The sequence below is a fragment of the Vibrio lentus genome (assembly GCF_030409755.1).
Lineage (GTDB): Bacteria > Pseudomonadota > Gammaproteobacteria > Enterobacterales > Vibrionaceae > Vibrio > Vibrio lentus.
In genome coordinates this window covers 895,034-920,454 of sequence record NZ_JAUFQE010000002.1, presented here as the reverse complement: position 1 = coordinate 920,454, position 25,421 = coordinate 895,034, and the positions used below count along the sequence as shown (strand labels likewise).

At 43.5% G+C, this 25,421-nt stretch carries 22 protein-coding genes and 1 pseudogene; 14 read left to right on the top strand and 9 right to left on the bottom strand.

What is annotated here, in order from left to right; translation table 11 throughout:
• Positions 1-33 precede the first annotated feature (33 nt).
• The 5 genes from QWZ07_RS12535 to QWZ07_RS12515 all read left to right on the top strand — a co-directional run bounded on the left by QWZ07_RS12535 (position 34) and on the right by QWZ07_RS12515 (position 3,726).
• Entirely contained in the window at positions 34-792 is a 759-nt protein-coding gene (locus QWZ07_RS12535; RefSeq protein ID WP_017109777.1) for a helix-turn-helix domain-containing protein, read from the top strand.
• A gap of 202 nt (positions 793-994) precedes the next feature.
• The gene (locus QWZ07_RS12530; protein WP_102307346.1) at positions 995-1,450 is read left to right on the top strand and encodes a Fur family transcriptional regulator; all 456 of its coding nucleotides are present in this window, start codon (positions 995-997) and stop codon (positions 1,448-1,450) included.
• A 61-nt stretch (positions 1,451-1,511) separates the two neighbouring features.
• Positions 1,512-2,072, top strand: coding sequence for an LbetaH domain-containing protein (locus QWZ07_RS12525; protein ID WP_192853108.1), 561 nt, complete (start codon positions 1,512-1,514; stop codon positions 2,070-2,072).
• The gene (locus tag QWZ07_RS12520) at positions 2,062-3,072 is read left to right on the top strand and encodes a CobW family GTP-binding protein (RefSeq protein ID WP_192853107.1); all 1,011 of its coding nucleotides are present in this window, start codon (positions 2,062-2,064) and stop codon (positions 3,070-3,072) included. The genes QWZ07_RS12525 and QWZ07_RS12520 overlap by 11 nt, the downstream gene beginning before the upstream one ends.
• A 258-nt stretch (positions 3,073-3,330) precedes the next feature.
• A complete protein-coding gene (locus QWZ07_RS12515) occupies positions 3,331-3,726 on the top strand; it encodes a DUF1090 domain-containing protein (RefSeq protein WP_017109773.1) in 396 nt (131 codons plus the stop codon).
• Positions 3,727-3,866: 140 nt separating this feature from the next.
• Here QWZ07_RS12515 and QWZ07_RS12510 read toward each other — a convergent pair whose 3' ends face one another.
• On the bottom strand, positions 3,867-4,763 hold the full coding sequence (locus QWZ07_RS12510; RefSeq protein ID WP_192853106.1) for an EamA family transporter: 897 nt from the start codon (positions 4,761-4,763) through the stop codon (positions 3,867-3,869).
• Between the two features lie 103 nt (positions 4,764-4,866).
• Between QWZ07_RS12510 and QWZ07_RS12505 the strand changes: the two genes are divergently transcribed.
• Complete coding sequence (locus tag QWZ07_RS12505) at positions 4,867-6,255, top strand: aminotransferase-like domain-containing protein (RefSeq protein WP_192853105.1); 1,389 nt, start codon at positions 4,867-4,869, stop codon at positions 6,253-6,255.
• Here QWZ07_RS12505 and QWZ07_RS12500 read toward each other — a convergent pair.
• A complete protein-coding gene (locus tag QWZ07_RS12500; RefSeq protein WP_261890858.1) occupies positions 6,230-6,355 on the bottom strand; it encodes a hypothetical protein in 126 nt (41 codons plus the stop codon). The two genes, QWZ07_RS12505 and QWZ07_RS12500, sit on opposite strands and share 26 nt — an antisense overlap.
• Before the next feature lie 210 nt (positions 6,356-6,565).
• Here QWZ07_RS12500 and cqsA point away from each other — a divergent pair, with 210 nt between their 5' ends.
• The gene (gene cqsA / locus QWZ07_RS12495) at positions 6,566-7,747 is read left to right on the top strand and encodes an alpha-hydroxyketone-type quorum-sensing autoinducer synthase (protein WP_192853104.1); all 1,182 of its coding nucleotides are present in this window, start codon (positions 6,566-6,568) and stop codon (positions 7,745-7,747) included.
• 152 nt (positions 7,748-7,899) lie between these two features.
• Here the strand turns inward: cqsA and QWZ07_RS12490 are convergent, their stop codons facing one another.
• The 5 genes and pseudogenes from QWZ07_RS12490 to QWZ07_RS12470 all read right to left on the bottom strand — a co-directional run bounded on the left by QWZ07_RS12490 (position 7,900) and on the right by QWZ07_RS12470 (position 15,453).
• Entirely contained in the window at positions 7,900-9,948 is a 2,049-nt protein-coding gene (locus QWZ07_RS12490; protein ID WP_192853103.1) for an ATP-binding response regulator, read from the bottom strand.
• A 242-nt stretch (positions 9,949-10,190) separates the two neighbouring features.
• Positions 10,191-11,054 (bottom strand): AraC family transcriptional regulator, encoded by an 864-nt coding sequence (locus QWZ07_RS12485; protein WP_192853102.1) that lies wholly within the window; start codon positions 11,052-11,054, stop codon positions 10,191-10,193.
• 290 nt (positions 11,055-11,344) lie between these two features.
• On the bottom strand, positions 11,345-13,114 hold the full coding sequence (locus QWZ07_RS12480; protein WP_192853101.1) for an ABC-F family ATP-binding cassette domain-containing protein: 1,770 nt from the start codon (positions 13,112-13,114) through the stop codon (positions 11,345-11,347).
• A 322-nt stretch (positions 13,115-13,436) separates the two neighbouring features.
• Positions 13,437-14,253: pseudogene (locus tag QWZ07_RS12475) on the bottom strand (TauD/TfdA dioxygenase family protein).
• Between the two features lie 297 nt (positions 14,254-14,550).
• Positions 14,551-15,453, bottom strand: a complete 903-nt coding sequence (locus QWZ07_RS12470; RefSeq protein WP_192853099.1) for a Vmh family MBL fold metallo-hydrolase — start codon at positions 15,451-15,453, stop codon at positions 14,551-14,553.
• A 176-nt stretch (positions 15,454-15,629) separates the two neighbouring features.
• Between QWZ07_RS12470 and QWZ07_RS12465 the strand changes: the two genes are divergently transcribed.
• Both QWZ07_RS12465 and QWZ07_RS12460 read left to right on the top strand, forming a co-directional pair.
• Positions 15,630-16,523 carry a LysR family transcriptional regulator gene (locus QWZ07_RS12465; protein WP_192853098.1) on the top strand — a complete coding sequence of 298 codons (894 nt, stop codon included), beginning with the start codon at positions 15,630-15,632 and terminating at the stop codon, positions 16,521-16,523.
• Between the two features lie 128 nt (positions 16,524-16,651).
• Entirely contained in the window at positions 16,652-17,053 is a 402-nt protein-coding gene (locus QWZ07_RS12460; protein ID WP_192853097.1) for an ACT domain-containing protein, read from the top strand.
• Positions 17,054-17,155: 102 nt separating this feature from the next.
• Here the strand turns inward: QWZ07_RS12460 and QWZ07_RS12455 are convergent, their stop codons facing one another.
• A complete protein-coding gene (locus QWZ07_RS12455; protein ID WP_192853096.1) occupies positions 17,156-19,042 on the bottom strand; it encodes a methyl-accepting chemotaxis protein in 1,887 nt (628 codons plus the stop codon).
• A gap of 306 nt (positions 19,043-19,348) precedes the next feature.
• Here QWZ07_RS12455 and QWZ07_RS12450 point away from each other — a divergent pair, with 306 nt between their 5' ends.
• Together QWZ07_RS12450 and QWZ07_RS12445 are read left to right on the top strand one after the other, a co-directional pair.
• Entirely contained in the window at positions 19,349-20,050 is a 702-nt protein-coding gene (locus tag QWZ07_RS12450; protein WP_192853095.1) for a helix-turn-helix transcriptional regulator, read from the top strand.
• A 115-nt stretch (positions 20,051-20,165) separates the two neighbouring features.
• Positions 20,166-20,525, top strand: a complete 360-nt coding sequence (locus tag QWZ07_RS12445) for a VOC family protein (RefSeq protein ID WP_192853094.1) — start codon at positions 20,166-20,168, stop codon at positions 20,523-20,525.
• 78 nt (positions 20,526-20,603) lie between these two features.
• Here the strand turns inward: QWZ07_RS12445 and QWZ07_RS12440 are convergent, their stop codons facing one another.
• Positions 20,604-21,320: a DUF1826 domain-containing protein gene (locus QWZ07_RS12440; protein ID WP_192853165.1), complete on the bottom strand. Its 717-nt coding sequence runs from the start codon at positions 21,318-21,320 to the stop codon at positions 20,604-20,606.
• Between the two features lie 396 nt (positions 21,321-21,716).
• Between QWZ07_RS12440 and QWZ07_RS12435 the strand changes: the two genes are divergently transcribed.
• The 3 genes from QWZ07_RS12435 to QWZ07_RS12425 all read left to right on the top strand — a co-directional run bounded on the left by QWZ07_RS12435 (position 21,717) and on the right by QWZ07_RS12425 (position 25,375).
• A complete protein-coding gene (locus tag QWZ07_RS12435; RefSeq protein WP_102352734.1) occupies positions 21,717-22,619 on the top strand; it encodes a LysR family transcriptional regulator in 903 nt (300 codons plus the stop codon).
• A 194-nt stretch (positions 22,620-22,813) separates the two neighbouring features.
• A complete protein-coding gene (locus QWZ07_RS12430) occupies positions 22,814-24,580 on the top strand; it encodes a hypothetical protein (protein WP_192853164.1) in 1,767 nt (588 codons plus the stop codon).
• A gap of 222 nt (positions 24,581-24,802) precedes the next feature.
• Positions 24,803-25,375 carry a YceI family protein gene (locus QWZ07_RS12425; RefSeq protein WP_192853093.1) on the top strand — a complete coding sequence of 191 codons (573 nt, stop codon included), beginning with the start codon at positions 24,803-24,805 and terminating at the stop codon, positions 25,373-25,375.
• Positions 25,376-25,421: the final 46 nt, after the last annotated feature.

Below are 25,421 nucleotides of genomic sequence, written 5' to 3'. Positions count from 1 at the left end.
ATTGAGGGTATAAATAAGTAACAGGATAAAGCGATGGATACGCTCAACCGAGAAATTTGTAGCGTTATAAAACGGCATTTAAAAAAGACAGGCATCTCTTATAAAGAGGTTTCAGAGTTCACTGAAATGTCTGAAGTGAGTATCAAACGACTTCTTAATGGCCATCAATCGCTTTCCATTCTCAAGTTACAAAAGATATGCGAATTAATTCAACGCCCTCTATCCGCAATTCTCTCTGAGGCAGAAGAATCATTGGCCTCGACCTCATTATTTACTGATGAACAAGATGCGGCCTTTTGTGAAGAGCCCGCGCTGTTTACGATTTTTCAAGAGATCGTTAATGAAGGGGCAAATGCTCAACAATTAATGGCTCGTTTTGACTTAAACAAACCTTCACTGCATATCTACCTAAGAAAGCTTGAACAGCTAAAACTGATTGCGATGTTATTCGACTTGAAGTTCCATGTCATTGTGCCTTCAAATACGGCTTTCTCTGAACACGCTCGATTTAGCGCAACGTTCAAGAATCAAGTCATCGATGCACTGAAACAAGCGGTGCAATATATTAATGCTGACAACAAACAAGCTTACTTTATTACGACCAAATTTAGGCTGACCGAAGAAGAATTTAAAGACTACAACCTTAAACTTGAAAAATTAATGTTAAAGACCGTAAAACTCAGCCAATCACGCAGTCGAATGACCGAAGGGTTAAACGACTATGCCATTGTCGATATGGGTGCCAAGGGTATTTTCCATCCAACACTCAAAAAGCCAGTAAACTTGGTTTAGGAGCAGTTCAGTACGCTCATTATCCCGTAGTAATTCCTTCGCTCTTATTGCGTGGCGAGCCTCCTCGCTGCGTACCCAACCCAGAACATAGATCGATCATCTCCCCTGAGTAGTAACCCTAAACAATGACAACAAAGTTTGTTCCTCACAATAAAATGATATGTTATAACATATCTATATAATTTCTAGTTTTGTGGATTGAATGAGAGATATTGAAGAAATCATTGAGCATGTAAAACAAGGCTGCAAAGTCAGTGGCAAACAATTTACGGCAAAACGACAGCTGATACTGCGAGCCTTGATACACGCCAACAAAGCACTTTCTGCGTATGAAATCGTTGAATATTGTAAAGAGCACCTTGATCAGCATGTTCAAGCAATGTCGGTTTATCGGGTATTGGAGTTTCTTGAAGATCAACACTTAGCGCACAAACTTAAAGTTTCTAACAAATACATACTCTGCGACCATATCCTTTGCGAACATGAGCATGGTATTCCTCAATTTTTAATTTGCTCAAAGTGCGACAAAATCAGTGAGCAAACCATCGACCCTGCCACGATTAATGGACTTCAATCCCACGCTAAGAAGGAAGGATTCACTGTAGTCAGCCCTCAATTAGAGATTAACTGCGTGTGTGATGAATGCGTCGATACATAAATGCCCGGCTCCATCAATGGTGGCAACCCAGTAGCATTACGAAAAAATAAAAGAGCTCAATATGTTAAGAAGAAACCCTAGTGGCCACATGCCGAATGTCTCGGAAACCGCCTTCATTGACCCAACGGCCATCATCTGTGGCAAAGTCATCATTGAAGATAACGTGTTTATTGGCCCCTACGCCGTCATTCGCGCCGACGAGGTCAACGAAAAAGGTGACATGGAAGCTATCGTGATTAAGCGTGATACCAATATCCAAGATGGTGTGGTTATTCATTCAAAAGCAGGGGCAGCGGTGACCATTGGTGAACGCTCGTCCATCGCCCACCGCTCGATTATTCATGGCCCTTGTGAGATCTGTGACGACGTCTTTATTGGCTTCAACTCCGTAGTCTTTAATGCGGTGATTGGCAAAGGTTGCGTAATTCGCCACAACTGTGTGGTAGACGGACACGACTTACCTGAAGGCTTCCATGTCCCACCAATGACTAACATCGGTTCAGGGTTCGATTTGAACAGCATCTCAAAGGTCCCACCTGAGTACTCTGCGTTTTCAGAATCGGTGGTTTCAGCAAACCATACCCTTGTTCAAGGTTACCGGAGAATTGCCAATGAGCTCTGATAAAACGCCGATCTTGGGTGTTCCGACCAACATCATTACCGGCTTTCTCGGCGTAGGTAAAACCACTGCGATTCTCAACCTAATGAAGAACAAGCCCGCAGATGAAAGCTGGGCTATTTTGGTGAACGAATTTGGAGAAATTGGCGTTGATGGCAGTTTGATCAAAGGGAACGACAGCAAACAACAAGTGTTTATTCGTGAAGTGCCTGGCGGTTGTATGTGTTGTGCGGCGGGCTTACCGATGCAGATCGCACTGAATCAACTGCTGTCAGAAGCAAAACCTGATCGCTTATTGATTGAGCCAACCGGGCTTGGTCACCCTAAAGAAGTGCTAGAAGTCTTGTCTTCAGAGCACTATCGCAAAGTGTTGTCGCTGCAGAAGAACATTACTTTGGTTGATGCCCGCAAGCTTTCTAACACACGCTATTCTGAACACGACACCTTCAATCAGCAAATCACTATTGCCGACACCATTGTGGGTAATAAAGTCGATCTCTACAAAAGTGGCGATGCAGAAAAACTGGCTGAGTACGTGGCACAGGTTTGTCACCCAGACACCAAACTCATATTTGCTCATCTCGGTAAGATCCCTTCCTATGAGTTCGATGGAAACACCAACTTTTACCATCATCAAGCTCATGGGCACCATCATCACCATGATCATAAACAAGAGAAACCGCTCGCTTCTGAATTACCTATGCCAGAAAGCGGCATGATAAAGGCGAGTAACCAAGGTGAAGGGTTTGAAAGTATTGGTTGGCGATTCGCGGCTGACAAACTGTTCGACCGCCAGCAACTACTGGAGGTGTTAATTGGACTCAAAGCTGAACGGATGAAAGCGGTGTTCATTACTCAAAGCGGTATCTTTGGTTACAACCTGACGGAAGATGGTCTAGCAGAGTGTGAGTTGGATGAGTGCATTGAAACCAGGATTGAGGTGATTGGTCAGAGCATCGACAGTGACCTAGAAAACCACCTGATTCAATGCTTAGTCAGTTAATCAATGAGAGCAAATAAAATTATCTAAACTATCTCAGAAAACTAACCACTCTTTAAATCGAACCATTAACTCAACAAGGCGTACTTTTAAGTGTTGGACTCAATGGTCTATAGTTCATATGGCAAGCACTTAATGTTGAACGAAAAAGTTCGGTATATCATTGGTCTTTTTCTGATAGCTAAACGATATAGTCTCAATCACGTTCCTCCTATAGAGTGCGTACCGCATCCTTTTAATGAATCAGCTTAGGCGACCAAAATGTCAAAACACACAATCAAAGTACTATTACCTTTACTCCTTCTTCCATTGTCAGCTTTCGCTTCTGACTGCTCACAAAAGATTGGTTGTGAGAAAAAAGCGTGTGAGATTGAAATGAAAATTGAGATCGCCAAAGCTAACGGATATGACAACAAGCTAGAAGGACTGACAGACGCTTTGGACCAAGTAAATACATACTGTACCAATGAAGAATTAAAATCAGAGTTAATCGATGACATTGAAGACGCGCAAGAAGAAATCGTAGAGTACAAAGAGGAACTTCAAGAAGCGCAAGACTTCAACGAAGACGACAAGGTCGCTAAGTACCAAAGAAAAATATCCGAAGAAAAAGCAAAGGTTGAGGAATACAAACAAGAGCTTTCGACATTAGATTAATGTTTGACTCGATGATTAGGAAACGTGTTCAATCATCGATAAACCATTGCTTTATAAGGCCTCGTAGTTGCGAGGCCTTTGTATTTAAACTGGACTGTAATGCGATGACCTCTATGTGTATTGGCCATCAAGCACATGTTTTACGACTGCTTTACTACTTTTTCCACTAACTTGGCAGTACCAGATTCCGCCGGCTTCACAATCAAACCGATACCAACTAGAAACAGTACAGATGCAACTACTTGAGCAACTGACAGCACCTCGTCATACATAAAGTAACCACTGATCAATGCGAAGATTGGCACAAGCAAGGTTAACGGTGCGGTCGTGCTTAACGGATATTGGATCAACAACTTATTCCACACCCAGTAACCAAATAGCGTGGTTGGGTAAGCCTGAAACAACACAGCAATCGTTGTGTTCCAATCCCACTGCTCAATCCCCTGCCAGATAATTTGGTCACCGTGCAGCATAACGGCAAACAACACTAATGGAACTGGCGCAAACAGCATGCCCCACACGTTGAACGCAAAAGCCTGAGTGGTCTTAGACGCTTTAACAATCACGCCCATTAACGTCCAACTGCACGCTGCGATCATAATCAAGATAACGCCATTGAGTGTCACATTGCCCGTTGCTGCGGAAACCAACACAGCCAACGCGCACATCGCTAACATCGCACCCATTAACTTGCGTACCGACGCACTTTCTTTGAAAACCCATACTCCAACGGCCATACCAATTAGCACATTGGTTGAAAGCAACACCGATGAAAGCCCAGAAGAAAGCCCAGCAGTGATTGACCATGAAGCCATGCCCCAAATGCCCACACCAAATACAAAGCCATAACTCACTAAATAACGCCAAGCGACCTTAGGTCTCGCAACAAAAAATATCACTGGAATCACCGCTAGCGAGAAACGCGCGGCCGTTGCCAACAACGGATGAACATTGGTCACACCCATCTTTATCATCGAGAAATTGAATCCCCAAATTGCCATCACGAACACCGCTAACAACAAATCATTTCTTTTCATACTGACCCCTCCTTTGTTTTGAAAGAGTATCCCTTGATCAATAAAACCAGTACAGATACAATTTTTATAATAAAAACCAGTACAGTTGACAACGGTCGCGACCATGAGTATCTACAGAAAGCTTGCTAATCAATTTATTGATGAGATTGAAACGGGGAAAAGACCCGAAGGTGGGCGCATGCCTTCGCTGCGTCAATTAGCTAAACAACAAGCCATCAGCATGTCGACCGTTGTGAGCTGTTACCAAGAGTTAGAATCACAGGGTTGGATTCATTCTCGACCGCAAGCGGGTTATTTTGTCTCGCCTCACAAGCCTGTTCATTCAACGCCTGAGTGGGCACAGTTTGAAAGTAAGGTTTCCAGAGTTAGACAAACTTCATCGACTCACAATTCTATCAATGGGCCTTTAGGGGTCTCTAGCACCACCAATGATGAACAATCGATTGTAGAACTAGAACGTAGTTTCCGACGCTCTATCAAACGTATGGGAGACAGACTCAACCATTATCCTGATACACAGGGCGAGCCGATGTTGAGACAGGCTTTATCTACCCACTTCGCCAAGCTCGATGTGCACTTTTCACCGGAAGAAATGGTGATCACTGCTGGCTGCATGTCGGCAATTAAAGCTGCTCTTGAATCGTGTACCAAAGAAGGTGACACCATTGCCATCAGTTCTCCTTGCTTCAACGGTATTTTGGAGTTGCTTGGCAAGATGTCTCGTCAGATCATTGAGATCCCGTCTTTGGATGATGGTGTCGACCTACAACAACTGGAAACACACCTGAAAAATAAACGTGTGGATGCCGCTATCTTCTGTACCTCTCATATGAACCCTCAGGGGATCAATATGTCTGCTAGTCAAAAACAAAAACTGGCTGAATTGGCGAATCACTATCGAGTACCAATCATTGAAGACGACGTGTATCTAGAGCTCTCTTACTCATCACACACACCATTGCCTGCAAAATACTATGACAAAGGTGGATACGTGCTGTGGTGTGGTTCGGTATCGAAAAGCCTGTCGCCAAGTTACCGTTTAGGCTGGTGCTTACCGGGAAGGTACATTGATGAGTACAAGGCTCAATTTTCTGCCGCGAGCTACGGTGTTGCCCTACCCACTCAGCTTGCGGTTGCTGACTTCATCGAATCTGGCCAATACGCTAAACACGTTAGAAGAAGATGCACTCAGATCCTTTCGTTGCGTCAGCAATACCTTAGTTATTTAGCCCAGCACCTTCCTCAAGACGTGAAGATAAGTAACCCACAAGGTGGCATAGTGCTTTGGTTGCAAATCCCAAATTTGAACCAGCAAACTTTTGCTCAGGCGGTAGCTAAACAGAATCTGGATATCAGGCTCGGACATCTGTTCAGCACGCTCGATCTCTACAGTAACTGTCTACGCATCAATTTTGGTTATTCACTTGAGGGAGAAGCCAAGCAACAGTTGGATGACTTGATTAAGCTTATCCACCAATGCGTGAACGGTTAGCCTTACCCAATCTGATTTGCTCATCATTGGTGCGCATTAGTTGTTTGACTTCGACTTTATCATGGCCTTCTTTGATCGCTTTTATTGATAACTTTTTCATAGCTATTTGTCATAAAGGAATAGGTTGTTATTCCGATTAAAACTGGGGTAAAGCCCCGTACCGTAAGGAAATTCACTCGCCTCAAAACCCATAAATACTGAGTTTGCAAGCACCCACAAAATTATGCAACTTAGCTAATGACACCTCAGTTTTTGTCGTCAATATACAGCCGTCAGCGCTGGCGTTATCCTGTATTTGAAGAGAACTATTATGAGTGATAAAACCAAAAAAAAGCCATTACCTTCCTTTATTGAAGAACGCTTGAACTTCCATATTCAAGACCTGATCACCCAGAACCAAAGCCAGAAACACTTGGTGTTGGGTAAACGTCCACCGCGCAACGCTGTTGTGATGCAGAGCAATGATTACCTAGCCCTTTCACACAACAAGCCGATCCAACAAGCTCACCAAGCGGCGATCAGTGAACACGATGACAACGTGGTGATGTCGGCCATTTTCCTGCAAGATGAAGAGTCTAAACCTGCGTTTGAAACCAAACTCGCGAGCTATGTGGGAATGGAAAGTTGCTTGCTTTCTCAATCTGGCTGGGCGGCCAATATTGGGTTACTTCAAACTGTCTGTCCGCCAGGTACGCCTGTGTATATCGACTTTTTTGCACACATGTCGCTATGGGAAGGCATTCGAGCTGCCGGTGCAATCGCCCATCCATTTATGCATAACAATATGAGTCACTTACGTAAGCAACTAGAACGTCATGGCTCTGGTGTGATTGTCGTCGATTCGATCTACAGCACTATAGGCACCATTGCCCCACTCCGCGACATCTACGAAATGGCGCAAGCGTTTGATTGCGCCGTCATCGTTGATGAATCGCATTCACTGGGCACTCATGGAGAGAATGGTGCTGGCTTAGTGCAAGCTCTTGGGCTCACTAATCAAGTCGACTTTATCACCGTCAGCTTGGCCAAAACCTTTGCTTATCGTGCAGGCGCAATCCTCGGGCCTAAACAGCTCTCAGATACCTTGCCGTTTGTCGCATACCCTGCGATTTTTAGCTCAACTGTGTTGCCGCAAGAAGTGATTCGTTTAGAGAAAACCTTGGCGGTGATTAAAGGTGCAGAAGATAAACGAAAAGCATTATTTGAACGCGCTAAATCGCTCACCACAGGCCTCAAGCGGATTGGCTTTAACATCCGTAGCGAATCTCAAATCGTTGCGTTGGAGTGCGGTAATGAGAGGAATACAGAGCGAGTACGCGATTTCCTTGAAGAACGTGATGTGTTCGGTGCAGTGTTCTGCCGCCCCGCTACGGGCAAGAACAAAAACATCATCCGATTTTCAGTGAATGCCGACATGACACCGCGAGACATTGACCATGTGCTCACGGTTTGTCACGAAGCGTACCATCACCCAGAGTTAGAGTTCGTATAACTCTGTACACACCCATTCTATAAACAACAAACGGCAGGACTGAATGGACGCTATCATGTCGCTAAACAAAAAGAGCCCAGCAATTCGCTGAGCTCTTTCTTGTGTTTGTGTTCGCTGACAAAATGGCCGTACGCTTCAGCCTATGGCATTGACTAAATCCAGTGAGCAATCTTATCGAACAATCGGTTCTTATCTGCCGGTTTGACAATAAAGTCTGACATGCCTGACGATTCCATTTTCTCCAAAGTGACTGGCGAACTGTCACCTGTGTGAGCAATGATTGGCACCGAAGAGTACGCTTTATTGGCACCTCGAATTCGGCGAGAAGCTTCCACACCATCCATGATGGGCATTTCGATATCCATGAGGATCAAGTCGATCTCGTCGCTATCCAAAGCGTCTAATGCTTGTTGGCCATCTTCTTTCTGCACAACATCAAAACCCTGCTTTTCCAGTAACATCGCAGTAAAACGGCGCAAAGATTCATTGTCGTCCACCACCATAATCGTTCGCTTATTCGCAGCCTCTAGCGGTTTTGTAGGCGCAGCTGGCATCACGTAATTGGAATCGAAAAGTAAGCGGTCTATGGTCGCTTTAGTATTAAGCAGCCAAACTTGTGTTTCCACCCAAATCGGCTCGAAAGAAACGTTACGTACACGCTTAATAGGATGATGCTCATACAAATAGATGATTCGCGCTTCAGTGAATGAAAGCAGTGACTCAATCCTCTCTAGGCAACTGGCTCGTAAGTCCAAGCTCTCCATATCAACGAAAATCAGATCGAATTCGAACTGGTATTCCTTATTTTTTAAGGCGGATGCGACATCTAATACGGCGAGTTCAAAGCCCATAAAACGCGATATCTCGGTCATTTTACTGGTCAGAATCTTCTGGTCACTCACCATCAATACGGTCTTCAGCTTAGTGAGCTCACTCTTGATCTCTTTCACTGTATTTGAAGCCAAAGATGGGAACGTCATCGTAAACTGCGTCCATTGTTCCACTTCCGATTGACACTTAATCTCACCACCAAACGAACGCATCACCTTCTTACAAAATGGTAAACCCAGCCCGTAATTACCCGACTGGCCCGTGGTGTAAAAATCTTGGAAAATGCGTCGAATCAACTCGCTTGAGATACCCGCACCGTTATCGGTGACCATGATTTGATTGGTCACTTCATCACTGCACATCGTGACATGAATATGAAAATCTTCTGGGCTGCGATGATGGAATGCGTTCTTGAACAAGTTATACATGACGTACTTCAGCAAGGTATCACTGCCCAAGAAATCAAAATCGCTTTGTACATCCAAAGATATCGCAGATTTATCGGCTGAACGCTTGTAGTTAAAGCTGTCTATTGCATCCTCAACAACCATTTGCGCCGAATGCTTTTTGAACGTTGAGCGAGATACTCGGTTTTCATCGATTGAAGTCAGCAACAGGTCAATCGTCTCGTTACCTGAATGAATAATCTCCATCGCCTCATCACCCACCTCACGCAACTGGATAACGTCTTCATTGCTGAGTGCATATTGCCCTTTATGGTCGCCACTTTTGGGGTTCGGCAAGATAGACTGCATGACATCAATAGAGGTCAACAAGCCACTTAAAGGGTTTCGCATCTCATGAGCAATACCAGCCCCAAAAGATTTCGCCAATGACACCTTGTTCTCGTGTTCCACCTGATTGCGAAAGTAGAACAAGTTACCGAATAAGTAGATAAACAAAAAGATTGGCACATGTGTCCAGTTCATTGTGAGTTCTAAATAGAAGCCCTGTGCTACCCAAGCACAAAACGTCGCAATTCCGATTCCGGCAAAGGTCTGAGCGAACATGACTTTAGTTACGTGCACTAACAAGATATGCAGGAATATGGCCGACATGAAAGACATGACCCAAACGTTGGACCAATTGTTCATCAGCAACATGTAGAAGAAGAAGCACGGTAAGCAGAGGGTTATCGCAACTTGATAATAAGCAGGAAGGTATTTGCGCCAGTCAAATGGGACACGATTACGAAAAATAATGCCGAAGAATAATACAGAACAAGCGAGACGCAGCGATAAGTTTTCATAGGGTTGAGGGAACAAAAACTCCCATACAACGTAATAGATCGGAAAGCCGACAAAGCCCATCCATCCGACGAGAGTAAGGTTTGGTTCTGCGTACTGGTAAACTTTGCGAATAGCGTTCATACGGAATACTTTATTAACTAAGCCCTAACGTTTACAAATTCTATGAATTAATTTTTGTTCTTATATTTTGTCACGGATTATATTACACATCGCCTCCGAGCAATGAGGTTTCAATCAAATATATATCAAGGTTTTTGCTTTTAAACTTGAATTTGGGGCTTATGTTTATGCTTATAAAAACAACAAGGCCTAGTGAATACGAGGCCTCCTAATGGATATGCGATGCTAGTTCAGTAACGAGCCTAACGTATCGGTAAATAGATGTGAGTTATCAAATCGCATTCGTCCGCTTCATGAACAAGATTCACATATTGGAAAAAGCATGGAAAATCCCTTAGTTCCTCTCCGCTTTCAGGTAACCAATTTCGGTACAAGTAATAAACGGTGTCACTGATTAAGTCATGGCTTCCTTCATGAATAGCAACAGCGCATCTTCCGCCAGGAATAACACCAGACTTCACGCCAAAAGTATTTTCCGGCACATTCCCTTGGTGAACTCCGCAAATATCAAAACGAAACTCGTCTTCCACGGTGTCGCCTGGGTCGGAATAAGGTACTCCATAAGTGTGGCTCGTTTTTACGGGAGAGAGCCCTGTCGATTTTCTCCAATCAATAAACTTGGCTGCCGTGTTGTAGACAAGCTTAGGGCTTCCCTTATGTTCAATTAAAGCGACTTGTGTTTCACAAAACTCTACGACTTTTACGTCCATTACCCTGTCTCCAGTTTTCGGTGGGTTAAACTCATACTTTGAATGCCAAGATGGCCAATTGGGCTGTTTTCTAAACTGGGAGGGCGTTTGCCCAAAGTTTCTAGAAAATGCACGAGAAAACCCCTCGAGACTTTCAAAATGCGCTTCAAAGGCAACGTCTGTAACACTGTGTTCTGGCTCAAAAGCTAATCGAAAAGAAGCTCGTTTTAAGCGCGCCAACAGCACATATTGAATGGTGCTAATACCCATGAATGATTTAAAAACACGGTGAAAATGGAATTTAGAGCTCGCTCCAACAGAGCTTAACTCTTCCAAACTCAAAGCTTCATCTAAATGGCCATCGATGAAGTCACATACCTTCCGTATTCTTCGTTCATGGTGCTTCACTACATTCATTTTTCTTGTACCCAGTTAAGAATTCGTAGAAATGATACCCACAGAGAATCGCATTCGCCTGACTGAGATTGCGATATTCGCAGGTAATGTGCTTTTAAAACTATGGATAAGTATATGTTTTTATAAAAACGAATGGAGGCTATGTTGATGTTAAAAGGAAATATCTCACGATGAGAAATTGAAAATAGGCTCTTTAGCCGATACGGAGCTAAAGAGCCTTACTTTTCATAGTTAGCGGTCACAGTCGAGCTGTACTGCTAATTAATGTGCTTGGCCAATAGAATTAAGAGCTAAGTAAGTTCCAGTTTCGCATTAATGCTCACGATTTCTTGCTGCCATTTTTGTTGCAGATCTGGCTTCTGGTGTTTCGCTTTGCGTGACTGGTCTTGTGTTAGTAACTCTTCCAACTCTAATAGCCTTTCCAAAAGCAACTCTTCATCGTTTTGTGCCGTATTTGAGTGGTAATTTTCGCTAAACTTAGATTTGGATAACAACACCGAGCTTGGCGCTGTCTCACTCGCCTCTAAGCTAACGACCTGATTACCGACAGACATGGCCTCATAAACCGCATCTAAGTAAGTCATTTCCACCAGCTGACCATCATTGATATACCAGAATCGATTACATGAACTCTCGATGAGTTCTCGATCATGGCTGACCAACAACAGCCCTCCTTCAAAATGAGTTAAGCAATGCGCTAACTCTTCCTTACCTTCAATATCAAGATGGTTCGTTGGTTCATCCAATAACAAGAAGTGATATTTAGCCAAAGATAGCCCGACAAACAGTAAACGAGAGCGCTCGCCACCGCTTAATTCTGCGATCTTTTGATCGTGTCTTTCATAAGAAAAACCAGCACTGATCAGAGCCATTTTTCTTGCTTCCTGCGACACAGGATAAAACGGGTACAGAGAGTCTATTAATGAGTGCTCATCGTACAACTGGTTCAAGCTTTGGTCGTAATAACCGACTTCGGCTTGCGGATGAAAGTAACCATTACCTTCAAGTTGAGAGGCTTGATAGCTTGCCCATAACACCTTCAACAATGAAGACTTACCTGCGCCGTTCTTACCTAAGATGGCGACTCGGTCACCGCTTTTTATCTGCTGGAACAGAACTTCAAACAAAGGTGCTTGGTCTTTCGCGGCTGCTATTGGCACCGATGCTAATTCAAGTAAGCGGTTAGCTTTCATCGACTCACCAGAGAGACTTAGCGTCCATGGTTCAATCGTATCCAAACGCGTCATAGTCGTTCGCAAACCAGCAGCACGTTTCTCCATACTTTTGGCTTTGCGTGCTAGGCCTTCATTATCGAAATCCCTACCCCAAATAGCTAATCGCTGCGCACTCTTTTCAATGCGGTTAATCTCTTTTTGTTCCACCTCTTGCCTTTCAGCGTCAGCGCGATCTTTTTCTTCTAACGCCTTTCTTGCTTCAGTGCAGGTTTGGCTGAAGTATTGCAGCTTTTTGTCACGTAACACCCAAGTACAGTTAGTCACATGGTCGAGTAGCCTTTGGTCATGCGAAACCATGACAAAGGTGCCTTTCCAATCCATCAGAAATTGCTCTAACCAAAGCAAGGTTGGCAAATCTAAGTGGTTGCTCGGTTCGTCTAACAGTAGAACATCAGGTTCGACAATTAAGGCTCTTGCCACCAAGACTCGCGCGTATTGACCACCACTTAAGGTATCAATTGACTGACCCCAATAGCTTTCGTCAAAACCTAAGTTAGACAAGATGATTTGAGCGCGCCATTGCTCAGAGAGTTGGATCTCAGATGGGAGATTATCGATAACAGCATCAAGCATCGACATGCTCAACAGGCGTTTAGGGAGATGTTGCTCAATAAGCGCGACTTCAGCATAAGAGGCAAAAGACACACTGCCGATATAGTCAGGTAAGTCTTTGTTTAATAGACGTAGTAAGGTGCTTTTCCCACACCCATTGCTGCCAATTAGGCCAATACGGTCACCCTTTTTAATGGTGAAAGAAAGCCCATCAAATAAGCGGCATGATGTTAGATCGTAAGAAATAGATGATGTAGATATTAATGTAGTCATTTGTTTACTCAAGTTTCAAGCGCACGAACGCGCTGTCGTCATTTGCTGACAACAACCAAGTAAACTAGAGTGAAGAAACTCTATAGAAGTTTAGTTTTAAATGCTTCGCTCAAGTTTTGGTTATCGCAGCACGATAGTGTTAAAACTTGAGTTTTGGTCGTACCAAAAAATATGCGCAAAGTTAAATTTACACACTTTCATAAAAATCCTCCTTATTTGTATAGAGTTGAACATTAGCGCTAAAAATAAATCACATTGACCTATGAGTCAAAATATTTAGTCGTATTCGACTTGGCCTCAATTTACCCAAAACTTACTTAAGCTAGGTCACCGTGACTCTGTGCATTTTTCTTGGCGTATCGCCGTAATCAATTACCGCGTAATGCTGCGTTACTCTGTTATCCCAAATAGCCATTGTTCCCTTGTCCCATTTGAAACGAACTTGAAACTCAGGGCGTCTCGCAATTTCGAACAGTTGGTTAAGTAAAACATCACTCTCTTGTCGGTCGAGCTCATTGATATAACGAGTAAACTGTTCATTGATATAGAGCGTCTCTTTACCCGTTTCAGGGTGAACTTGAACAACCGAGTGAATCACTGGTGGATTTTCTTGAGCCGTTTTGATTAACGACTTATGCCAATCCAGCTCAATCTGATCCGACTCTATACCTTCAAAAGCCACCAGCGAATGCGTCGCCGATAAGCCTCTCAGCTTTGCTTTCATGTCTTCGTCTAATGAATCAAATACAGCAGTCATCGAACACCAAATCGTGTCTCCTCCCACATTTGGGACATGCTGAGCATGCAACAGAGAAGCTTTCGACGGCAATTCGCGCCATGTTAGATCCGTATGCCAATAACTTTCCATCGGAGCATTGCCACGCGTTGTTTCTATCACGCTCACCTGAGGTACATGCTCGACGCGAGGAAAAAAACGGATGCGCTGGTTCAAGCTTTCCAAATCGCTCTGCAATCATCAAATGCTGTTCTGACGAAAGGGTTTGCTCATCAAGAAAAATCACTTGATGGGTTAGAAGCGCCTGATAAACCTCATCAAGTTCAGTCGCACTGCATGTCGCGAGATTGACTCCATGAATACGAGCACCGATGTGAGGGGTAATGGGTTCGATTTTCAACATAAATTCGCTTATTGATGATGTGACATTTCAGAGTCAATTTAGATACTGACTATTAAACCGGACAATGGCGGTTTTTCTTTCAATCCTACTCAACATAAAATGGCTTTACTTGGAAAACAAAAAAAGAGCCCCTAAACTGGCGCTCTTTTCGTTTTTTGATACTTCCTGTATCCGTAGACAAGTCCAATCTGTAGTACCTTCACCGAAAGCCAGATCATCGATATCTCCAGTTGTGTATCAACTTAAATCTAGCACACAATCTTCAAGCTTTTCTGAGATACAACCGAGATAATGAACTTAGTGCCACTCCATCTCACCGCTTAACACTTTGGCACCCAGCTCTAGGTCGCCTTCCGTTGCCTTAAATTGTGGGTATGCTCTCTTAATGTAATCACTGATATCAACAGACGTTGGATTGCTTGTGCTTGCTAACGCCTTTTCAATATCAGCCACGTAATCCAATGTAAATTGAACGCCATTAGTACCCGTTGGCATTTCACCTAAGTAGTGACCCGGAATGACAACTTCAGGCTCAAGTTCTTTCATACGCTCTAATGATTGTGACCACTGGCTACGAATCTCTTTCGATGCAGTATCTGCCATCCATACATGCACACCGCTATAAACCGACACACCACCAAACACGGTCTTTTCCGATGGAACCCACAGATAAGCTTGGTGTGTATTGATTTCTCTCACTTCGATAGTTTCACCTTCTATGCTCAGTGTGGTGTCGTTAAGCACGGTTGGAACAATGACTGTAGACGGTGCGTTGCCTTCTAAGATTGGGCCCCAGTATTCGAGCTTTGCATCTTTAGTGCGTTTGATATGTGCAACAACCGCTTCACTAGCTACGATCTCGACGTTTGGAAACGCCGCCACAATCGGTTCTAAGCCAAAGTAGAAATCTGGGTCGCCGCTGCTGATGTAAACCATCGACAACTCTTTACCTGTGGCTTTGATTTGCTCCACCAGCTTTTGCCCATCTGCGACGCTAAATTGTGCATCAAACAGAATCACTTCTTTCTCTCCCGAAACCAGCACAGAGCTTGCGGGGAATATTGCATTTTCACCCGGATTGTAATGAGTGATGTTTAGTTCAGCAGCAGAGACAACACTCGATGCTGCCAACATTGCTCCTAGGCTCATCGTTCCTAAAAGCGCGGTTCTCGATAGAAGGATTTTAGATAACTTTTTCATAGCTTGATTCCGTTATTTCGAGCTGAACGCCTGCCAACTCATTGAGTGTGCAAACATCTTATTTGATTGGATTTAGATGAAATAGACATCAAATTAACTTTCACTGTTGCGATTTTCGGACATATACTGATTTTCTTGTAGCTATTAGATTCAAAAATCACTGGGTAATTAGAACAATGGATAAACTCGAGGCAATGAACGTCTTTGTCACCATCGTTGAGCGTGGCAGTTTGAGTGCAGCAGCAGAGCATCTTGATCTATCTCGAACCAAAGTCACGCGCTATTTGGGGGAACTCGAAAGCTGGATGGACACACGCTTGCTTCATAGAACCACTCGAAGCTTGAGCTTAACCAGTGCAGGGAAAGAAACACTAGAAGTCGCAAGAGAACTGCTTGCCCTTGAAGCATCGTTAGCGGGTATTCGAAACCAAAGCCGCGAACACTTAAAAGGTCAACTGCGTATTACCGCAAGCTACTCTATTGTCGATAGCTTCTTGATGGACGTGATCGGTAGCTTCATCGATAAATGGCCAGAGGTCTCAATTGATATCGTTTCTACTGATCAAACAGTCAATCTTGTTGAATCACGCATCGATTTGGCAATTCGCATTACCAACGAACTAACACCGAATATTGTCGCGAAGCAGCTAGGTGAATGTCGCTCGGTGATTTGCGCATCTCCTCAATATCTAAAGGAGAAAGGCACGCCATCAAACGCACAAGATTTAGCGCACCACAACTGTCTGTCATTCAGTTACTTCGGCAAAACCGCGTGGACGTTTAACGGTCCTAATGGACTCGAATCTGTTCCAATTAAAGGAAATATCAGTGCCAACACCTCTGAGGTATTGTTGTCTGCCACACTTAAAGGCAATGGGATCAGCATATTACCCTTCCCTTCCGTCGAAGGCTTGATACAAGATGGTCTGTTAGTGTCATTACTTCCTGAGTGGCAACCTAAAACACTCGGAGTACACGCTGTTTACGGAACTCGAAAGCAAGTCACTCCGCTGTTAAGAGCCTTTATCGATCATTTATCTAGCGAGATGGAGCAATCAACAAGCTGGTAGACAAGCTCTCTCATTAACGATGCTGATGTGGAATAAGTATTATTAATTTTACTTATGCAGAGCTAAATTCTATCTTGGCTGCATGATCCAACACCATAAACAAACGCGATTACGCAGGGAAAAAGACGATGACCGCCATTACCGATTTAAACATTCTGCTAAAGTCCATGTCACCAGAGCTCATTGAAGGTGATTACGTTTTTTGTACTGTAGACGGGGGATTAGCAGATTATGTTCAACTCGAACCAATCGCGACCTTTCGTGAAAAAGAAGGCTTAACCTTGGTGCTCACTGAGGATACCGCACGCCAAGCTCAACTCGATTTCGATGGTGTATTTAGCCTGATCACTTTGTCGGTACACTCCAGTCTTGAAGCAGTTGGATTAACAGCGGCCTTTGCTACCAAGCTAGGCTCATACGGCATTAGCGCCAACGTGATTGCTGGTTATTACCATGACCATATCTTCGTTCAAAAAGACAAAGCTGAAGCCGCAATGAGTGCACTTAGAGAGTTTTCAGAAGCGAGCTAACAAAAGTGCGTTCTTCAGACACAAAAAAAGCGACGTATTCTACGTCGCTTTGGCTTATTGCTTACCGATTACTCACTGATCAGGCATCAGCGAATGAAACAGTTAAGCAAGCTTAAAAGTCGCCACTTTGTCGCTTAAACCAGCGGCTTGGCTTTTAAGTTCGTTCGACTCAGTTAAGCTGTCCTGCGCGCCCACAACTAAGTGGTCAGTGACATCTTTAATGGTCGTAATGTTTTGGGTAATTTCACCCGTCACGTGCGTTTGCTCTTCAGCGGCAGTCGCGATTTGAGTCGCCATATCGCTGATCAAAGCAACTGCAGTATTGATCTCTTCAAGCGCGTGCGAAGCTCTGTCTGCATCTTCTACTGAATGTATTGCCAGTTTAGAGCTGCTCTCCATCAACTCAACGGCTTGGGTCGTTGTACGCTGCAGAATATCAATCGTTGATTTGATCTCTTCCGTCGAAGAGTGAGTGCGCTGAGAAAGCACACGTACTTCATCTGCTACCACAGCAAAACCACGACCTTGTTCACCGGCACGAGCCGCTTCAATCGCGGCATTTAAAGCAAGTAAGTTGGTTTGCTCTGCAATGCCTTGGATTGTCGCTAATACTGTTGAGATCTCTTGAGCGTGCTTGTTTAGTTCGCTGATCACGTTACCCGCTTCATTCACTTCATTGGCCAAGTTATTAATTGAGCCTTTAGTGTCGACAACCAGAGCATGACCGCTGTTAGTGCTTGTCGCTGAGTCTTGTGCAGCTTTCGCGGTTTGTTCGGCATGCGATGCAATCTCTTGAGTTGCACAAGCCATTTCCGTTACCGCTGTCGCCACCATAGTGATTTCTTGTTGCTGGTGGTTTAGCTCATCCACAGAACGATTTGCACGCTGAGCACTTTGCTCCGACTGGCTATTTAGCTGTTCTGATTGCCCACGAATATGGCCAATCAATTGCTGTAAACTACTCACAAAGGTATTGAAGTTATGAGCCAGCTCACCGACTTCATCTTGGTTTTCAACATGAATTCGTTGAGTTAAATCACCGCTACCATTGGCAATTTGTGCCAAGGCTTGAGATACATGATTAAGCGGACGGAATAGAATCGTACACAGAAGATTGAACAATATGGTACATACGATCACAACCAACAGTGTCACCAACACTTGACCGATCACCGCATCAAATAACGGTGCAACCAACGAATCATGATTAACCACGCTGATGGTAATCAGGTTTGTTCCATCGATCGCACGCGCATACAGAACATAGTCGCTGCCGTTTAAATCTATCGAAGTGTCTTTCCCGCTTACCAAAGCCTTTTGTACATCAGAAAAATCCAACCCAAGTGAACTGATATTCTTGTTCAATAGCTTAGTGTCGGCGTGCGTGTAAACCGTTCCCTTATTCGTCGCGATGAACATGTAACCTTCACCCGGAAGAATCACTTTTTCAAGACTGTTTAGAATGTCGGTAATTTCAACATCCGCCCCCAACACAACCTGCTGACCATGCAATTGCATTGCGGTGCCCAGCGACACAACGTTAGCACCCGTTGCCGCAGCAACCGTTGGGTTGTCCATGAACACTTTACTTGGGTTTGCTACCGCGTTGGTGTACCAACCCCATACGCGTGGATCATCATTGCCCGGTGGCAACACAACACCATTCGCATTCTTTTGTGAACCATCAGGGAATGCCAGGAAGACATTATCAAAAGAGGCAGAATCACGGACCTGTTTTAGGTGAGTTACCAAGCTTTCTTGTTTGGACTCTTTCGACAGAGAAGTGAGCGCACGCTCTTTGGATAAGATCCAATCTGACACGTATTGGTTGTAAGAAGCGGATGCCCCTTCCAAACGTTGTTCAACTTCAGTATCCAATCGTTGCAATGATGCACGAAATGAAAGTGCTTCGACCAGAATCCCCCCCAGGATGATGGCCATACTGGCAGAGATCGCCAGCTTATTCTTAAGCGAGAGTTTCTTTAACATAGAAAACCTATAATTTTTGTATAAATAACCGTGGGTAACAGAACCGTTCCCATGCGGTAGCAAGCCAATATATTTTACACATTAAAATAAATAATAGAACGGGCTAACTTATTGTATTATCGATATATGTGAACCAAAAACCAGATCCAGATCAACTCACAATAACGAACGATATACGCTAAGGTTCAATACCAATAAGGGGGAATTTACGTGCCATGCCTCTCACTTCATTTATCATCAACCAAAATAGCGCTCACGTTATCAATGCATTAATCTTATACCTCGCTATGTACTCAGAGTTTTCCCATGTCCCGAAGCCAACGTCTCTTTGACCTGCTCCAACTATTACGTTGCCATAAATACCCAGTTACTGCCGACTACTTGGCTAGCGAGCTCAATGTAAGTACTCGCACCATTTATCGCGATATCATGACACTGCAAGCGCAAGGTGCTGAAATTGATGGTGAAGCAGGAGTGGGTTATCAGTTGAAACCCACCTTCACTCTCCCTCCGATGATGTTTTCAATGGGAGAATTGGAAGCATTAAGGCTTGGTGCTGAATGGATAGCCAAGCAAGCCAATGGTGAATTCAGTGAATCGGCTAGAAATGCCATTGCCAAGATTTCTGCGGTGTTACCTGCCAACCATCAAGCCAAACGCAGTGAAGATATTGTGCGTGTTGCTTCAATCATCGAAGTCGCAGAGTTATCCATCGAACTGTCAGATATCAAGTTAGCGATTAAGCAACAAAACAAAGCTGAGATTCATTACACAGACGCCAAAGCCAAGGTTAGCTCTAGAGTCGTTTGGCCAATGTTGATTGGCTTATTCGAGCAGCACTATGTTTTGGTTGCTTGGTGTGAAGTACGAAGTGCGTATCGTAACTTCAGGCTCGACAGGATTGCCGAATGGACAATACTTGAGGAAAAGTACCAGCGTACGCGCCATGACTTGATCAAAGATTGGCAGAACATAGAAGGCATTGCAGATAAAGTGATTCGCTACTGACAAAAACTGTCACAGGGTTTCGATACATTGCTGTGTTCCCAAATCGGGTTCAACACAAAAGCCAAGTTGACTGAAACCAACACGGCAAATCCAATTGAACAGTTCAGGAGCTATTATGTTTACCATTGATTCATTTGTTCTTTATGTCACAGACATTCATCGCAGCATGGACTTTTATGCCAAAGCATTTGATTGCGAGCCAAAGCTTCTATCACCGACCTTTGCTGTTCTAGACTTTGCAGACAACGTTAAAATCACACTCAAGCAGGCTGACGTTCTAACACCAGCAAGTAACATCAAGGGTGGCGGTACTGAGCTCTCTATGCCTGTTGCTGATAAAGAGACACTGGAAAACCTCTATAAAGCATGGAAAGAGAAAGGCATTGAGTTTGAGCAAGCGCCAGAAGAATCCGTTTACGGCATCAACTTCCTTGCTGTTGATCCAGACGGACACCGTATCCGCGTCTTTGCTTAAACGAATAAGAGCAAGCTGCACTTAGCCGCTTGCTCATCTCATCTCATCTCATCTCATCTCATCTCATAAAAAAGCTTATTAGCCGAAATCTAACGTCAGCAATAATCGTGTCTCGTCAGATGAAGTAACGGGAGAGCGGTGCACAAGACCCGCATTTTCATTGCCACTCCAACTCTCTCCTTTCAGCAACGCCACATCACCACTCACCATTTGTTGAATATCAGATTCATGAGTGTATAAGCCTGAAGCAAAATCGGGCTGTCCGTTGGCTCCTCGCCCTAGCTTCGATCGGTCGACCGCATAGTTTGGCAACCATTGAGTCGCGACACCATGATAAGTCGTCACTAAGCGGCAAGGTACTTGGTCAAAATGGAAACGAGGACACATCGCCTTATTCAGAACAGCGAGACGCAGCCCTACTTCTTCAAGCTTGAACAAGCAACAGAACATATCCACCAACTCTGCCATGTTTTCTAATAGCGCTTTAGAAGCCGTTCCGTCAGTCGCAAACTCTAATTTCTCTAAAGCGTTGTCGGGTGACACGCTAACAGACTTACTAAAGTTTGGATTCGACGCGATAAACTCATCAATGGCACTTGTTAAGTCAGCATCAAACTTACGCTGCCAAATCACGATGTTGATATCGCTTTGATAGATGTCCGCCAGTACCGTGGGCTGCTCCGAAGCACTAACGCATGCCTTGTGACTCGCCTGATCTTTGATACTAACAGCCGAACTAATATTAAGTGGCTGGTTACTATTGGTTGCCAAAGGCTTGGTTAACACGGCATTTATTACGTCATCTCCTTGAGACATGCTTATCACTTGCCTCTTACCGCTACCATCATGATTTACAGAAAGAACCACCAAGATATGTTATAACATAACGTCAGAGGGTGAGAAATAACAACCTTAATATATATTCAAGCTTACGACATTAAGAAACATGTGGAGTATAATTCTATTAACATAGAACATAATTAGATTTCAATTGGTAATAATTATAAATGAGACTTTTCATTTTATATCATCTTATTAAAGTTAAAAAATGTACAAATATAATAAATATCGAACAAAACACACTCATAAAAAAGGCCAAATAAAACAGTGTTTTATTTGGCCTTTTTTAGCGTAGAATAATAGGTAACTATAAAAATCGTGCCAACGGTACCCTAGTATTAAAGCCATTTAATGAAAACCACCGACCTTAATCTCATTCCCGTATTTGTCGCTATATTTGAAGAAAAAAATTTATCACGAGCAGCAAAGCGCTTAGAAATAACTCAACCTGCCGTAAGTAAAGCGCTGTCAAGATTAAGAGATGTGTACGAAGATACTTTATTCAACCGAACCCGATCGGGGGTTGAACCAACGAGTTATGCGTCGGCTCTTTACCCAGACATGTCCGCCATCATTAACAACTTCAATGCAACGTTATCGTCAGCAAACAACTCATTCGATCCTGCTAGCTCGGTTCGCTCATTTTCAATCGCCTGTATGCATGCCACTGACTTTTTTCTTTTGCCTGAATTATTTGCAAAAATTCAAAAACTCTCACCAGGTATTTCCCTAGTTGTGCACCCTCTTACATCTTCCGACTATGAAAACGATCTAAGCTTAGGCAACTATGATTTAATCATAGGTTTACGTCCCATAGGGAATACAACCTTAAGGCATAAAACAATTCTTACTGACCAAATGAAGGCATGTTGTAGAACTGACCATCCAAGAATTGAAAGAAATATTATTTCCAAAGAACAATTTTATGCCGAAACCCACGTTGCGGTTACACGAGAGACGAATAGAGAGCACGTATTGTCGAACAACGATATGATGGCGCTTAAAGCTCGAAAAATCGTTTATAACGCTTCTAGTTTTTTTGAAACATTCCCCTTAATCGAACAAACAGACTGTATTGCTCTTTTACCATCCTTCATGGAAAGTACTTGTCGGGATAAGTTCTCAATTAAAATATTTGATCTACCTTTTGAATTCAGCGACATAAACATATCGATGTATTGGCATCCACGAAAAACTGTCGACTCAGCTCACAAGTGGCTTCGCAACCAAATATATGCAACAGCAAACAAATGATATTAGTACACGACTCTTTTCAAATAAGGGCTAAACAGAGGAGCTTAATGAACAAATACTACCCAATTAAAATTTAGTATCAATTTGCTCTAAAAACATGAAAACTATTATTTAATATATAACCAAATTTCATATTTCAACTCGTCATAATCTTTCCGTTTTAATGAACTAACTTCACAAATCAGGATATTATGATGAGAAAAACTGATATTAACCCGCTGAAGCTTTGTGCTTTATCTGCAGCGATCCTAGTTGGTATAACTGGTTGTAACGACAGCGACAGTGATTCAAGTACAACGCCAATTGACGTAACTAACCCTATTGATGTAACTAACCCTATAACTACAACACAAGGTACGTTTGTCGATGCCGCTGTAGATGGTCTTTACTATACCGACAGCGAAAATAACTCTGGCTTCACTGAAAATGGCGGTCAATATACTGCATCATCAAATAGCGCGGTAACTTTTTATCTTGGTGGTGAAGGCGGGCTCAAAGTTGGTGCGGCATCTAACCGTGATGTCTTGAGCCCCTTTGAAGCGACAGGTACATACGAAAGAGCCGTCAACCTCGCTATTCTTCTTCAATCTGTCAATGTTGGTGGAACCGACGCAAACATCGTATTACCGGAAACGCTCTCGACTAACATTGACGACACAACCAGCAGTGCACTACATAAAATCAACCTAGACGACCAAGACACGGTTATCACTTTCCTAGATGATCATATGGGGATGAATCAAGCTGACATTGTAAGCGAGGATGATGCAATCGCTCACATGAACGATTCTTTAGGCAAATATGAGCGAGGCGAAGACTCATCTGTTCCAATGTTTCAGCGTGGTAGCGGTAACATCATTCGTGAAGTTAGCGTCAGTCAATATAAACTGACTGGTTTTAACGATGATAATTCTGCGAATGAAAAGGAATTTTATGTTCATGCAGACAAAACCACCGACGAAGACACGTTTAATCTAGTTCGTAGCTCTGCTCGCTGGGATTACAAACTCTCTGACAACGCTATTGTTTTCCTAGAGGGTAACAACGACTCAGGTTTTAGCTCTACTTGGGCTGGGCAATACTTATCTTGTGTTGCATTAGAGGGTGACTTCACCGTTACTGACGATAATCAAACCAAATGTAATGATCAACCAGCTACAACGCTCGCGCAATTTAATCTTAGCACCCCATTCTCGTACAAGTTTAACAACCCAAACGAAAGTGAACCCGAAGAAAGCTATAGTTATGACGATGAAGATATAAAAAACCACATGCCTTATGTTTTCGCTACTTCACAATCCGAATTGAACACCATGGTTGAGAGTGAACTTTACGATGACGCAAGCGCAGAAGACGTTTACAAGTGGCAATATAACATTTACTCACAGTCTTATGATGCTACAACGCAAGTACTTACGGTTTTGGATAAAAAGTTCAGCCTTGGTGACCAAGCAGATAAATCTGCGTCAAATGCTAGTGCCAGCGAATCTACTCGCTTCATTTACCAGATTGACGCTCAAGAAACCGACCGCTACGTCGACTTTGTAGGTACATGGGAACACTTAGAAACTTGTAACAACGGGGAACAAGCACGTTCTGAGTATGTATTTGGTGAAAAGGACATCACTATATCTGGCCAAGAGTGTTCAGGTTCCACGCCAGTGGAGTTGGATGATGAGGGGCCTTATTCTTATGCCGATTTTTCTAACCTAGACTACTGGTGGTTTAACCAAACGGAACGAGCTTCAAAAGCAACGCTTGCCGAGTTAAATACAACTGTTCGCTTCTGTGACTCTGACGGATACGAAATGGGCAATGAATGTCCAAACGGAAAAGAGTACTTCGTCAAATGGTCATACATGCCAGCAGGCAAAGACTGGGATCAAGGTGTTTTAACTCGTCGTAAAATGCAACCAGATGGCACTTCGAATAACGTGTCCACATACCAAAAAATAAACTAACCTAATACTTGTGGGGCCGTATAGGTCTCACAAGCACAACTCCTGATTGCTACCTTAGTTTCTCATTCAACTAACTGTTCCCTTTGTAACACTAAACACTCTGCTTCTTGCGCTTGCTTCCAACAATTGACTGTTTCCTAGTGGGTTACGGTAATTCTTTAGATACTGACCTAAGCTTCTAAATACCCTTACCAAAGATACTCATCTATCTGGTGACCACTTATGAAAAAACTAATACCTACGCTCGGTCTGTTTTGTACCCTCATTTCTGCGCCATCTTTTGCAGAAACGGGCTACACGTTAGATCCAAAGTTATCGAACGTTACATTCGCAACCATTAAGAAGCAGTTTGTTGTGGAGCCCGCGTCTATAAAACCTCTATCTGGTGGGCTTACTGAAGACGGTCAATTTTCGATATTGTTAGACTTAAAGACCGTCAGTACTGGAGTATCCATTCGTGACCAGCGACTTAATGAACTCTACTTTGAATCGATGACTTTCCCTGAAGTGAAGATCTCCGGAAAGGTTGACCCTGCGATGCTATCTGGCGACCCGAAAATTACGACCATCGCTGCCGAAGTTACCTTACACGGCACCACCAAAACCATTGACTTCCAAGTGATGGTCGTTCCGTCTGAAGGTTTTATCATGGTCAATTCAACCTCAACCATCATCGTTGATGGCGCTGATTTTGGGATATCGACGGAAAACCTAAACAAGCTTTCAGCAACCGTCGGCGGGCTAGCCATTTCCGATAAAGTTCCACTAAGCTTCAATCTACTCTTCGACAAGTAATGGTTTAATACCGTTTCTTACTGACTCCCTCTAAGCTCTCGCTATC